The 12,940-nt window shown below is 72.7% G+C and carries 11 protein-coding genes, 1 tRNA gene and 1 pseudogene; 8 read left to right on the forward strand and 5 right to left on the reverse strand.

Annotated elements, in window-relative coordinates; genetic code table 11:
- Window positions 1-12 precede the first annotated feature (12 nt).
- Window positions 13-975 carry a 5-dehydro-2-deoxygluconokinase gene (gene iolC, locus Sdi02f_RS02615; RefSeq protein ID WP_030403712.1) on the reverse strand — a complete coding sequence of 321 codons (963 nt, stop codon included), beginning with the start codon at window positions 973-975 and terminating at the stop codon, window positions 13-15.
- Window positions 976-1,214: 239 nt separating this feature from the next.
- Between iolC and Sdi02f_RS02620 the strand changes: the two genes are divergently transcribed.
- The 5 genes from Sdi02f_RS02620 to Sdi02f_RS02640 all read left to right on the forward strand — a co-directional run bounded on the left by Sdi02f_RS02620 (window position 1,215) and on the right by Sdi02f_RS02640 (window position 5,771).
- Entirely contained in the window at window positions 1,215-2,237 is a 1,023-nt protein-coding gene (locus Sdi02f_RS02620) for a sugar ABC transporter substrate-binding protein (RefSeq protein ID WP_030403711.1), read from the forward strand.
- The gene (locus Sdi02f_RS02625) at window positions 2,237-3,313 is read left to right on the forward strand and encodes an ABC transporter permease (protein WP_030403710.1); all 1,077 of its coding nucleotides are present in this window, start codon (window positions 2,237-2,239) and stop codon (window positions 3,311-3,313) included. Before Sdi02f_RS02620 ends, Sdi02f_RS02625 begins: the two co-directional genes overlap by 1 nt.
- Before the next feature lie 5 nt (window positions 3,314-3,318).
- Entirely contained in the window at window positions 3,319-4,332 is a 1,014-nt protein-coding gene (locus tag Sdi02f_RS02630) for an ATP-binding cassette domain-containing protein (protein ID WP_108932622.1), read from the forward strand.
- A 2-nt stretch (window positions 4,333-4,334) separates the two neighbouring features.
- Window positions 4,335-5,237, forward strand: coding sequence for a sugar phosphate isomerase/epimerase family protein (locus Sdi02f_RS02635; protein ID WP_108932623.1), 903 nt, complete (start codon window positions 4,335-4,337; stop codon window positions 5,235-5,237).
- Between the two features lie 120 nt (window positions 5,238-5,357).
- Window positions 5,358-5,771, forward strand: a complete 414-nt coding sequence (locus Sdi02f_RS02640) for a VOC family protein (protein ID WP_108932624.1) — start codon at window positions 5,358-5,360, stop codon at window positions 5,769-5,771.
- A 39-nt stretch (window positions 5,772-5,810) separates the two neighbouring features.
- On the opposite strand, the gene Sdi02f_RS02645 is transcribed toward Sdi02f_RS02640, so the two are convergent.
- Together Sdi02f_RS02645 and Sdi02f_RS02650 are read right to left on the reverse strand one after the other, a co-directional pair.
- Entirely contained in the window at window positions 5,811-6,815 is a 1,005-nt protein-coding gene (locus Sdi02f_RS02645) for a Gfo/Idh/MocA family protein (RefSeq protein ID WP_167458106.1), read from the reverse strand.
- Window positions 6,816-6,879: 64 nt separating this feature from the next.
- Window positions 6,880-8,043: a Gfo/Idh/MocA family protein gene (locus tag Sdi02f_RS02650; protein ID WP_108932626.1), complete on the reverse strand. Its 1,164-nt coding sequence runs from the start codon at window positions 8,041-8,043 to the stop codon at window positions 6,880-6,882.
- A 111-nt stretch (window positions 8,044-8,154) separates the two neighbouring features.
- Between Sdi02f_RS02650 and Sdi02f_RS36210 the strand changes: the two are divergent.
- A pseudogene (locus tag Sdi02f_RS36210) lies at window positions 8,155-8,430 on the forward strand (GntR family transcriptional regulator); the annotation flags it as partial.
- A gap of 28 nt (window positions 8,431-8,458) precedes the next feature.
- Here Sdi02f_RS36210 and Sdi02f_RS02655 read toward each other — a convergent pair.
- The gene (locus tag Sdi02f_RS02655; protein WP_031086395.1) at window positions 8,459-9,451 is read right to left on the reverse strand and encodes a bile acid:sodium symporter family protein; all 993 of its coding nucleotides are present in this window, start codon (window positions 9,449-9,451) and stop codon (window positions 8,459-8,461) included.
- A 106-nt stretch (window positions 9,452-9,557) separates the two neighbouring features.
- Between Sdi02f_RS02655 and Sdi02f_RS02660 the strand changes: the two genes are divergently transcribed.
- A tRNA-Pro gene (locus Sdi02f_RS02660) sits at window positions 9,558-9,631 on the forward strand.
- Window positions 9,632-9,932: 301 nt separating this feature from the next.
- Here the strand turns inward: Sdi02f_RS02660 and absR1 are convergent.
- Window positions 9,933-11,012 (reverse strand): beta-glucuronidase AbsR1, encoded by a 1,080-nt coding sequence (absR1, locus tag Sdi02f_RS02665; RefSeq protein ID WP_030403703.1) that lies wholly within the window; start codon window positions 11,010-11,012, stop codon window positions 9,933-9,935.
- Between the two features lie 96 nt (window positions 11,013-11,108).
- Here absR1 and Sdi02f_RS02670 point away from each other — a divergent pair, with 96 nt between their 5' ends.
- Window positions 11,109-12,920 (forward strand): LuxR family transcriptional regulator AbsR2, encoded by a 1,812-nt coding sequence (locus Sdi02f_RS02670; RefSeq protein ID WP_245962125.1) that lies wholly within the window; start codon window positions 11,109-11,111, stop codon window positions 12,918-12,920.
- Window positions 12,921-12,940 lie beyond the last annotated feature (20 nt).

Consider the following 12,940-nt stretch of genomic DNA (forward strand, 5'->3'; position numbering starts at 1 on the left):
ACGTGGCTCCGTTCAGGGAGTGGCTCGCGCGAGGAGGTCGTCGACCTCGGCCCCGGTGGGCATCGCGGAGGAGCAGGCGAGGCGGGAGGCGACGAGGGCGCCGGCCGCGTTGGCGTACCGCATGGTCCGCTCCAGCTCCCAGCCGGAGAGCAGACCGTGGCACAGGGAACCGCCGAACGCGTCACCCGCGCCGAGGCCGTTGACCACCTCGACCGGCACCGGCGGCACTTCGGCCGACCGGCCGTCGCGGTGGAGGGCGAGGACACCCTTCGGTCCCTGTTTGACGACGGCCAGTTCCACCCCGGCCGCGAGCAACGCCTCGGCGCAGGCACGGGGTTCGCGCAGGCCGGTGGCGATCTCGCACTCGTCCAGGTTGCCGACCGCGACGGTCGCGTGCCCGAGGGCCTCGGCGTAGTACGGGCGGGCCTCGTCCGGGTCGGTCCAGAACATGGGGCGCCAGTCCAGGTCGAAGACCGTGGTGCCGGACTTGGCGCGGTGGGCGAGGGCGGTCAGCGTCGCCGTACGGCTCGGCTCCTCGCTCAGGCCGGTGCCGGTCATCCAGAAGACCGACGCCGCGCGGATCGCGTCCAGGTCCAGTTCCTCCGGGCGGATCTCCAGATCCGGTGCCTTGGGGCGGCGGTAGAAGTACAGCGGGAAGTCGTCCGGCGGGAAGATCTCGCAGAACGTCACCGGGGTCGGGTGGTCCGCCACCGGGGTGACCCAGCGGTCGTCGACGCCGAACTCCTCGAGCGCGCCGTGCAGATAGCCCCCGAAGGGGTCGTCGCCCGTGCGGGTGATGACGGCCGCGGTACGGCCGAGCCGGGCGGCGGCGACCGCCACGTTGGAGGCCGAACCGCCGAGAAACTTGCCGAAGGTCTCAACCTCCGCCAGGGGTACGCCCGTCTGCAGAGGATAGAGATCGACGCCGATGCGGCCCATCGTGATGAGATCGAAACGCGGGACTGACTCGGCCATGTGCGACGCTCCTTTGGCTGGGCGGGGGCCTGCCGCCTCCCAGGTGTATGACTCCTGGACGACACTGTCAAGACTTTGTACTTACATTCGGACCTGTGAGTGAAAGGATGTCTTGACAAAGTATTGACAGTGGGCGTCTCAAGGGCTTGTATCCGGTCCCAGCGCAGCATCAGCCATTCTTCTCGGGTCTGGCACACGGCTTTCCCGTCGCACAGTCGCACAGTGAGGTGCAGGAAAAGATGGACCGCTCTTCGCACGCCCGCTCCCGCAGATTCGCCCCCGCCGTGGCCCTCGCCGCCGCCGCGGCCCTGACCCTCGCCGGCTGTTCCAGCAGCTCGGGCGGGAAGAAGGCCGACGAGGAGGGCGAGGCGGGGGCCTCCGCGGGCAAGGCGAACACCCCGCGCATGACCGTCGCCCTGGTCACCCACCAGGCACCCGGCGACACCTTCTGGGACATCGTCCGCAAGGGCGCCCAGGCCGCCGCCGACAAGGACAACGTCAAGCTCGTCTACTCCGCCGACCCGAACGCCGGCAACCAGGCCAACCTGGTGCAGAACGCGATCGACCAGAAGGTGGACGGCATCGCCGTCACCCTCGCCAAGCCGGACGCCCTCAGGAGCGTCCTCGCCAAGGCGGAGAAGGCGGGCATACCCGTGGTCGGGCTCAACTCCGGTCTGGCGGACTGGAAGAAGCTCGGCCTGATGTCGTTCTTCGGCCAGGACGAGAGCGTGGCGGGCGAGGCGTTCGGCAAGAAGCTGAACGAGGTGGGCTCGAAGAAGGCCCTGTGCGTCATCCACGAGCAGGGCAACGTCGGCCTGACCCAGCGCTGCGACGGCATGAAGAAGACGTTCAAGGGATCCGTGGAGAACCTCTACGTCAACGGCGCCGACCAGCCCTCCGTGAAGTCGACGGTCACGGCCAAGCTGCGGCAGGACGGCGCCGTCGACCACGTCGTCACGCTCGGCGCCCCGTTCGCCATGACGGCCGTGCAGTCGGTGGCCGAGTCCGGCAGCAAGGCCAAGGTCGCCACCTTCGACCTCAACAAGGAACTGACCGGCGCCATCGAGAAGGACGACATCGAGTTCGCCGTCGACCAGCAGCCCTACCTCCAGGGCTACCTCGCGGTCGACGGCCTGTGGCTCTACAAGAACAACGGCAACTACAGCGGCGGCGGCGAGCAGCCGGTGCTGACCGGCCCCGCCTTCGTCGACAAGTCCAACGTCAAGGCCGTCGCCGAGTTCGCCTCGAAGGGCACCCGGTGATGAGCATGGCCCCACAGGCTGAGCCGGCGGCGCTCGCGCCGCCGGCCCCCGGCCCCCAGGAGACCGACGGACGGACCCGGGAACGCCCCGTGGCGCTGCGGCTGCTCGCCCGGCCCGAGGTCGGCGTCTTCCTCGGCGCCGTCGCCGTGTTCGTCTTCTTCCTGATCGCCGCCCCCACGCTCCGCGACGGCGGCTCCATGGCGACCGTGCTGTACCAGTCGTCCACCATCGGCATCATGGCGCTGCCCGTCGCCCTGCTGATGATCGGCGGCGAGTTCGACCTGTCCGCCGGTGTCGCCGTCATCACCTCCGCGCTCACCGCCGGCATGCTCAGCTACCAGCTCACCATGAACGTCTGGATGGGCGTGGTCGTCGCCCTCGTCGCCTCGCTCGCCGTCGGCGCCTTCAACGGCTGGGTGCTGGTGAAGACCGGCCTGCCGAGCTTCCTGGTGACCCTGGCCACCTTCCTGGTCCTGCAGGGCGTCAACCTCGCCGTCACCAAGCTCGTCACCGGCAACGTCGCCACCGACGACATCAGCGACATGGACGGCTTCGACCAGGCCAAGGCCCTGTTCGCCTCGTCCTTCGACGTGGGCGGCATCGAGGTGAAGATCACGGTCGTGTGGTGGCTGGTCTTCGCGGCCCTGGCCACCTGGGTGCTGCTGCGCACCAAGTACGGCAACTGGATCTTCGCCGTCGGCGGCAGCCAGGAGTCCGCCCGCGCGGTCGGCGTGCCCGTCACCTTCACCAAGATCACGCTGTTCATGCTCGTCGGCTTCGGCGCCTGGTTCGTCGGCATGCACCAGCTGTTCTCCTTCAACACCGTGCAGTCCGGCGAGGGCGTCGGCCAGGAGCTGATCTACATCGCCGCCGCGGTCATCGGCGGCTGCCTGCTCACCGGCGGCTACGGCTCCGCCATCGGCCCGGTCTTCGGAGCCTTCATGTTCGGCATGGTGAACCAGGGCATCGTCTTCGCCGGCTGGAACCCCGACTGGTTCAAGGCGTTCCTCGGCGTGATGCTCCTCGGCGCCGTCCTCATCAACCTGTACGTCCGCCGCGCCGCGACCCGGAGGTGACCGGAATGGCCACAAAGACCCCCTCGTCCACCGGGGCCCCCGGCACCCACGGCGCCGTCCTCGCCGACCCCGCGCCCGAGCGGGACCGCCCGCTCGTCGAACTGCGCGGCGCCGGCAAGTCCTACGGCAACGTCCGCGCCCTGCACGGCGTCGACCTCGCCGTCCACCCCGGCCGGGTGACCTGCGTGCTCGGCGACAACGGCGCCGGCAAGTCCACCCTCATCAAGATCATCTCGGGGCTGCACCAGCACACCGAGGGCGAGTTCCTCGTCGACGGCGAGCCCGTGCGCTTCTCCAGTCCGCGCGACGCCCTCGACCGCGGTATCGCCACGGTCTACCAGGACCTCGCGACCGTCCCGCTGATGCCGGTGTGGCGCAACTTCTTCCTCGGCTCCGAGATGACCAAGGGCCCCTGGCCCGTGCGGCGCCTCGACATCGCCCGCATGAAGCGGACCGCCGACGAGGAACTGCGCAACATGGGCATCGTCCTGGACGACCTCGAACAGCCCATCGGCACCCTCTCCGGCGGCCAGCGCCAGTCCGTCGCCATCGCCCGCGCCGTCTACTTCGGCGCCCGCGTCCTCATCCTCGACGAGCCGACCGCCGCCCTCGGCGTCAAGCAGTCCGGCGTGGTCCTCAAGTACATCGCCGCCGCCCGGGAACGCGGCCTCGGCGTCGTCTTCATCACCCACAACCCCCACCACGCCTACATGGTCGGCGACCACTTCAGCGTGCTGCGCCTGGGCACCCTCGAACTCAGCTCCGCCCGGGCCGACATCACCCTGGAGGAACTCACCAACCACATGGCGGGCGGCGCCGAACTCGCCGCTCTCAAGCACGAACTGGCCCAGGTCGGCGGGGTCGACGTGGACGCCCTTCCGGACGACGTTCCGGATGCGGCGGGGGGCCCCGCGCCGGACAGTGCCGACAAGAGCGACAGCACCGCGTCCGACAGCACCGCGTCTGACAGCACCGCGTCCGACAGCACCGTATCCGGCACCGCCGAAGGGAAGGCCTGAGCATGCCCTCTGCCCTCGACCGCATCCGCGTCGGCTCGGCCCCCGACTCCTGGGGCGTCTGGTTCCCCGACGATCCCGGGCAGGTCCCCTGGGAACGGTTCCTGGACGAGGTCGCCGAGGCCGGCTACGACTGGATCGAGCTGGGCCCCTACGGCTACCTCCCCACCGACCCCGCCCGACTGGCCGACGAGGTGACCCGGCGCGGGCTCAAGGTCTCCGCGGGCACCATCTTCTGCGGGCTGCACCGCGGACCCTCCGAGTGGGACACCACCTGGGAGCAGGTCGCCCGCGTCGCCGCCCTGACGCAGGCCATGGACGCCAAGCACCTCGTCGTCATCCCGTCCTTCTGGCGCGACGACAAGACCGCCGAGATCCTGGAGCCGCCGGAGCTGACCGGCGAGCAGTGGACCCACCTCACCCGCGGCATGGAACGCCTCGGCCGCGAGGTGCGGGAGACCTACGGCCTGGACATCGTCGTCCACCCGCACGCCGACACCCACATCGACACCGAGGAGCACGTCGGGCGCTTCCTCGACGCCACCGACTCCGGCCTGGTCAACCTGTGTCTGGACACCGGTCACTACGCCTACTGCGGCGGCGACAGCGTCAAGCTGATCGAGACCTACGGCGAGCGCATCGGCTACCTCCACCTCAAGCAGGTCGACCCCGAGATCCTCGCCGGGGTGCGGGAGGGCGGCGTGCCCTTCGGGCCGGCCGTGCAGCGCGGGGTGATGTGCGAGCCGCCGGGCGGCGTGCCGGACCTGGGCCCGGTGCTCACGGCGGCCCAGGAACTCGGCGTGGACCTGTTCGCCATCGTCGAGCAGGACATGTACCCCTGCGAACCGGACAAGCCGCTGCCCATCGCAGTGCGCACCCGGAGATTCCTGCGCTCCTGCGGCGCCTGAGACGGGCCCCGACGGCGGGGAGGGTACCGCCGGTGCGCCGTCCGGCGGGCCGTCGCCGGTGCCGCGCGCTAGCGTGCGCAGCACCGACACCCGCACCTCGTGCCGTTCCGGGAGGCAGCCATGACCTCGCGTCTCAACCCGTACCTCAGCTTCGACGGCGACGCCCGACAGGCGATGGAGTTCTACGAGGAGGTGTTCGGCGGCACCCTGGCGCTGAACACCTTCGGCGAGTCCGGCATGCCGGACCCCGCGTACGCCGACAAGATCATGCACGCCATGCTGGAGACCCCGTCCGGCTTCACCCTGATGGCCGCCGACACGCCGCCCGGGATGGAGTACAGGCCGGGCACCACCTTCTCGGTGAGCCTCAGCGGCGACGACGCGGCCGAACTGCGCGGCTACTGGGAGAAGCTGTCCGCCGGCGGCGCTGTCGCCGTGCCCCTGGAGAAGCAGATGTGGGGCGACGTCTTCGGCATGTGCACGGACCGGTTCGGCGTCCCCTGGATGGTGAACATCAGCGAGCCGGCGAGCTGACCGAGCAGCCCGCCGGCTCGTGGTGCCGCCCCGCGGCGCTCAGCCCCGCCGCACCTCCGCGATCGTCACCGGGCGGTGCTCGTGCAGCGACAGGGTGCACGCCTCGGCGATCCAGCCCGCCTCCAGCGCGTCCTCGACCGTGCAGGGGGAGGTGCGGGTACCGGCGACGACCTCGGTGAACGCGGTCAGCTCGGCGCGGTAGGCGGCGGCGAAGCGGTCCATGAAGAAGTCGTGCGGGGTACTGGCCGGGAAGGTCGCGCCCGGCTCCACCGAGCGCAGCGGCAGCCGGTCCTCCAGGCCGACGGCGATCGAGTCCTCGAAGCCGTGGATCTCCATGCGGACGTCGTAACCGCGGGCGTTGTGGCGGCTGTTGGACACCACCGCGAGCGTGCCGTCGTCCAGGGTGAGGACCGCGCCGGTGGTGTCCGCGTCGCCCGCCTCCCGGATGTGGGCGGCGCCCCGGTTGCCGCCGACGGCGTACACCTCGCTCACCTCGCGGCCGGTCACCCAGCGGATGATGTCGAAGTCGTGCACCGAGCAGTCCCGGAAGATGCCTCCGGACGCGGCGACGTAGGCGGCGGGCGGCGGTGCCGGGTCCAGCGTGGTCGACCGTACGGTGTGCAGCGTGCCCAGCTCACCGCCGAGCACGGCCGCCCGCGCGGCCACGAACCCGGCGTCGAAGCGACGGTTGTAGCCGATCTGGACCGGCACGTCGTGGTCCGCGAGCGCCTTGAGCACCTCGACGCCCTCCGTCATGGTGCGGGCGACGGGCTTCTCGCAGAAGACGGGCACGCCGGCCTCGGCGGCGGCCAGGATGAGCCCTGGGTGGGCGTCGGTCGCCGCCGCGACCACCACACCGTCCACCCCCGCGGCCAGCACGGCCTCGGGGGAGTCCGCGACCTCGGCGCCGAACCGTTCGGCGGCGGCCCGCGCCGCGTCCGCGAACGGGTCGGCGACGACCAGTGAACCGACGGCGTCCAGTCCGGCGAGGGTCTCGGCGTGGAAGGCGCCGATGCGGCCGAGGCCGAGGATTCCGATGCGCATGTGCTCCGCTGCTCCTTGCGTGGGGTGGGGGTGAGGATGGGGTGAGGGGGGTGCTTGCGGCACGTCACCCGGGCAGTTCGGGAACGACCCAGGTGCCGCGCTCCGCCGACCGCGCCATCGCGTCCAGCACCGCCGCGCTGTGCACGGCATCGGTCAGGGTGGCGCCGTACGGGGTGCCCTCCGCCACGGAGCGCAGGAAGCGGTGGGCCTCCACCACCTTCAGGTCGTCGTAGCCCATGGCGTTGGCGGCACCCGGCTGGAAGGCCGCGAACTCGCCGTGGCCGGGGCCGACGTAGACCGTGCTGACCGGCTGGTCCTGGTAGGCCGTGCCGCGGCTGACGCCCAGTTCGTTCATGCGGCGGAAGTCCCAGTACACCGCGCCCGTGGTGCCGTGCACCTCGAAGCCGTAGTTGTTCTGCTCGCCGACCGAGACCCGGCAGGCCTCCAGGACGCCGCGGGCGCCGGAGGCGAAGCGCAGCAGGCAGTTGACGTAGTCCTCGTTCTCGACCGGTCCCGGCTCGCCGCCCGCCGCCCGGGAGTGCCCGGCCGTGGCCGCGGCCGGGCGGGCCCGCTCGGGCAGGAAGACGGCCGTGTCGGCGGTCAGGGACGCGATGTCGCCGAGCAGGAAGCGGGCCAGGTCGGCGCCGTGCGAGGCCAGGTCGCCGAGCACGCCGCTGCCGCCGCGCTCGCGCTCGAACCGCCACGTCAGAGCGGACTCGGGGTGGGCGGCGTAGTCGCTGAAGAGGCGGATGCGGACATGGGTGACGGTGCCGATCTCCCCGGCGCCGATCAGGTCGCGGGCGGCCTCGACCGCGGGCGCGTTGCGGTAGTTGAAGCCGACCGCGCCCTGCACACCCGCCTTGGCGACCGCGTCCGCCACCGCGCGGGCGTCCCCGGCGGTCAGCCCCACCGGCTTCTCGATCCAGATGTGCTTGCCCGCCTCGGCCATCGCCACGGCGATCTCGCGGTGCAGGAAGTTCGGTGCCGTGATGCTCACGGCGCCGATCCGCGGGTCCGCGGCCACCTCGCGCCAGTCGCGGGTCGTCGAGGCGAACCCGAACTGCGCGGCGGCCTCCTCGGCCCGTCCCGGCACCTCCTCGGCGACCGTCACCAGCTCGGGGCGCAGCGCGAGTCGGGGGTAGTGGTGCCGGACGCGGGCGTACGCCTGGGTGTGCACCCGCCCCATCCAGCCGAAACCGACGACGGCGACACCGAGTGCCTCGACCATGGGAGCCCCTCTTCGGACCGGTCCGTGAACTGTCCAGGCCACCCTGGGCGGGCATCGGCATCATGTCAACCTTTTGACAGGACAAACTCTGAACCGCTCAGGTCGCCCGAGGACCTGGAGTCCCAGGGGCCCGTCGAGCGCATCCGCAACCGCGGCTCACGGGTGCGGGTGGTGACCGTGGTGAGGCCGCCGCCCTCACCGGGTGCCGGCCGGACCTCGAAGGGCTCTGCGCGGCCAAGGCCGCCGCCGTCGTCGACGACGGCCAGGTCGCCCGGTGGAAGGAGCTGGGGCACGGCGATGCGCGAGGCCGTGGCCGGCGGGGAACCGCTGACCTACTCGGACCCCAGCCACGAAGACCACGCCCGCCACGCACCCGCAGCCGGACAGTGGCCCCCGGCGAAACGGCGCACTCCGTTCAGCCGGCCGCGGGCCCCCGCCCCCGGCGCGAGAACCACGCCGCGACGACCGCCCCGGAGACGTTGTGCCACACGGAGAACACCGCCGCCGGCAACGCCGCCAGGGGACTGAAGTGCGCGGTGGCCAGCGACGCGGCGAGGCCGGAGTTCTGCATCCCGACCTCGAAGGCCATCGCGCGGCTGCCGGGCTCGCCCAGCCGTCCCAGGCGCCCCGCGCCGTAACCGAGGGCCAGACCGAGCCCGTTGTGCAGCACGACGGCGACGAAGACCAGACCGGCGGCCGACTTGATGGCGTCCGCGCTGCCCGCCACGACCACCGCCACGATCACGGCGATGGTCAGCGCGGAGAGCCAGGGCAGCGCCGGCAGCGCCCGCTGCACGTACCGCCCCGCGAGGAGCCGTACGACGACGCCCGCGAGGACCGGCAGCAGCACCGTCTTGAGGATGTCCGTGACCATGGACCCGGCGTCCACCGGGAGGTACTCGCCGGCCAGCAGCAGCGTCAGCGGCGGGGTGACCAGCGGAGCGACCAGCGTCGAGACGGTGGCCACGGAGACCGACAGGGCGACGTCGCCGCGGGCGAGGTAGGTCACCACGTTGGACGCCGTACCGCTGGGCGCGCAGCCCACCAGGATCACGCCCGCGGCGAGCTGCGGCGGAAGGTCGAGCAGGTGGGCGACGGCCCAGCCGAGCCCCGGCATGATGACGTAGTGCGCGCCCAGCCCCAGCGCCACCGCCCACGGACGCTTCGCGACCCCGCGGAAGTCCTGCGGGGTCATGGTGATGCCCATGCAGAACATCACGACACCCAGCAGGTACGGCACCGCCCCGCTCCACCCGGTGAAGCTCCCGGGGAGCAGCAGGCCGAGCGCGCCGGCCAGGAGGACGAGGACCGGGAAGACGGTGACGGCGCGCCGCGCGGAGCGGTCACCGGTCGGGTCGGTGGCGAGGGGGTCGTTTCGTTCTGCTCGTTCAGTTCTTTCGGTACGCACCGTGCGAGACAACGCCTGGTGGGCGGCCCGGTGCAAGGCCGTCTCGTCATGTGACCGGATGAGGTAGGCTTGACCAGCGCGATCACGGCAGACGTGGATCGCACACCGGGACGTGGCGCAGCTTGGTAGCGCACTTGACTGGGGGTCAAGGGGTCGCAGGTTCAAATCCTGTCGTCCCGACTTTACGAAGTCGCAGGTCAGGGGTCATGTCGGAGAATGTCCGACATGACCCCTTGATCGTTCTCGGGGCCTTCGGAGTTCAACTCACGGGCCGGGCCCGCGAAGCACCCCGGGACGGTCACCACGAAGAGCGCGCGCTTCCGCGTACGGTCGCCCGGACGAACCGCCGTGCCCGCCGCCCCCCAGCGGCGGACACGGCGTGGGCCGCGGAACGTCTGCCCTCCCCCGAAGGAGACGTTCCGCGGCCGGCCCCCGGCGCCGGTCCGTGGCCGCGGCGCCCGGGCGGCTGCGAGCCGTGCGGTCACCAGTACATGACCGCCGTCTCACCCGCACCCCACGAGGAGTACAGGCGCACCCGGACGACATAGCGGCGGCCCTTGACGAAACGGGCCCTGATCGTGGCGTTGCGGGGGCTTCCTCCGTCGTCCTGTCCGGTGAAGTAGCGGGGCACGCCGTCGCGCTCCTCGAAGACGACCACGACGGCGTCGCTGTCGCCGAAGGTGCCCACCGTGTACTCGCGGGTCTCCGGCGGATCCACCCGGAAGTCGGCCTGCTCGCCGGGCCCGAGGCCCAGAGGCACCGAGCGGAAGGGCACCAGCGGACCGGGCCGTCCGGTGGGCGGGTACCAGCGCAGGGCGAACTCCTTGTCGGCGGCGGAGAGGACACCGGGCGGGTGCAGGCCGGAGCGGTAGTGCTCGGGCTCCAGGATCAGGCCCGACGGGAAGGGATACTCCATGATCGACTGCGGGTCCCAGACCGGGCCGTTGGCCTCGTCGTCGTCGAGCTTGCGCAGGATGTTGTGGAAGGTCCGCTCCCGGCTCCAGTGGTTGGGCGGGCCCGCCAGCTCGGCGTAGACGGCCTCGTCGTCCCAGAGGATCCCGGCGTACGGGCTCTGGTGCTCGTGCAGCATGCCGAGCGCGTGGCCGATCTGGTGCAGGGCCGTCGCCCGCTCACCCGGTGCGGTCAGGTCCCAGCCGAAATTCATCGTGCGGTCGTTCAGGCCCACCCGGAGCGCGTCCCTGCCCACCGCCGACCAGGACCCGTCGCCCGACCGGAAGCCGATGCGCAGCTCCGCCTCCGACCGGTCGCGGACCTCCCTGAGGTCGAGCCCGATGCCGAGGTCCCGCCACTCCCGGAAGCAGTCACGCACCACGTCCCGCTGCTCCTCGGTCCCCGCCCACGCGTTGCGCCGCGGCCGGCCGGTGCCCGGCATCGGGACCACCGAGGTGTCGACGTCGCCGCCGAGGAAGCAGTAGTGCAGCACGGTTCCGTTGACCCACATCCGCTGCCCGCCCACGAGCGCGGCGGCGCGCTCGGCGGCCAGCCCGGGGGCGAGCACCGGGGCCGGCTGCCGCGGCAGCGAGCAGTAGCGTGCGGTCATGGTCGCCAGGGTGCCGTCCGGCCCGCGCCCGGCGCCTGAGTCGAGGGGTACTCAAGTCACCGTGTATCACGGGTGAGTAGGCCGACTCATGTTCCCGTGACGACTTCTACTCCGCGGGACGCGAGGACACTGGACGCCCCCTGGCCGTTCACCGGGCGGGCGGACGAACTGGAGCTGGTGCGCAGGTCCGTGGCGGCCGGACGGGGCGGCCTCGTGGTGACGGGACCGGCCGGGTCGGGCAAGACCAGGCTCGTCACGGAGGCCGTGCGCGGCGCGGACTGCGCCCGGGCCGCCGGGACGCCCGAGGCCCGGGACATCCCCTTCGCCGCCTTCGCCCACCTGCTGCCCGAGACCGTCACCCTGCACCGGGCGGTGCACCTCCTGTCCGGCGTACGGCTGCTGCTGGTCGACGACGCCCATCTGCTGGACGACTCCTCCGCCGCCCTGCTGCACCAGCTCGCCGTACACGGCCGCACCCGGCTCCTGGTCGTCGCCACCGACGGCACCGCCGTCCCGGGCGCGGTGTCCCGGCTGTGGTCCGGGGAACTGCTGCCGCGCCTCGCCCTGGAACCGCTGCCCCGCGAGGAGACCGCGGAACTCCTCACGGCCGGGGCCGGCGCCCGCCTGGAACCGCTCACCGTGGACCGGCTGCACCGCCTGGGCCGCGGAGACCTCCGGCTGCTGCGCGAGCTGCTGACCGCCGTGCGCGAGGAGGGCCAGCTCGTGCCGGTGCCCGGCACGGGCCTGCGGGCGTGGCGGGGACCCGTACCGGTCACGCCGGTGGTCCGCGAGCGCACCGCCCGGGTCCTGGACCGCGCCCGCGCGGAGGAGCGGGAGACCCTGGACCGGCTGGCCTTCGCCGAGCCCCTGCCCCTGGACCTGAACCGGGACTCCCTCGACCTGCGGGCCCTGGAGGACCTGGAGGCCGAGGGCCTGGTCACCGTCGACGACCACGGCGCCGCCCGTCTCGCGCACCCGCTGCACGGCCCCGTCCTGCGCGCCGCCGCAGGCCGGCTGCGGGCCCGGCGCCTGGCTCGCACCGCGGACCGGACCGGGCCCGCCCTGGAGGCGGAACGGGCCGCCCTCGCCGGGCGCGTCGCGCGGGCGGACGTACGGCCGGCGGAGACACCCGTCGGGGACTGGCTGGCCGCCGAGGGAGCCCCGCTGCCGGCCCCGTACGCGGCGCTGCGGGCCCGGTACGCCCGGCTGGGGGGCCGGCTGCACGACGCCGCGGCCTGGGCCCGCGAGGGTCTGCGGGCCGGCCACGACGATGCCGCCTGCCGCGACGAACTCGCCCTGGCCGTGGCACAGACGGGCGACGACCCCGCTAGGTGCGGGGGTACGGCGGGTGCCTGCGCCGCCTGGGCCGCCGCCGCGCGGGGCGACCTCGACGCGGCGGTCCGGGCGGCCGCCGCGGGCGACCCCTACGACGCCGTCCGGTTCGGCGCGCCCGAGCATGCGGCCGGCCGGCTGACCGGCGTCTTCGCCGCGCACGCCGACGCCCTGGCGCGCGGCGACGGACCGGCGCTCGACCGGGTCGCCGAGGAACTGGAACGGCGCGGCTTCCTGCTGTTCGCGGCCGAGGCGAACGCGCAGGCGGTACGCGCCCACCGTGAACCCCGGGCCGCCCGCACCGCCCGTACCCGTGCCGCCGCCCTCGCCCGGCGCTGCCAGGGTGCCCGCACCCCCGCGCTGTCCGGCCTGGTGCTCGGCGAGCTCACCGCCCGCCAGCGGCAGATCGTCACGCTCGCGGCCGCCGGCCTGAGCAACCGGCAGATCGCGGAGCGGCTCACCCTCTCCGTCCGCACCGTCGGCAACCACCTGTACGGCGCCTACACCCGCCTGGGCGCGGGCGACCGGGAGGCGCTGCCCTGGCTGATGGAACTGCCCGAACCGCTGCCCGCCTGACCGGTGTCCGGGCAACCCGT

The sequence above is a fragment of the Streptomyces ardesiacus genome, from assembly GCF_003112575.1.
In the GTDB taxonomy this organism is placed as follows: domain Bacteria; phylum Actinomycetota; class Actinomycetes; order Streptomycetales; family Streptomycetaceae; genus Streptomyces; species Streptomyces ardesiacus.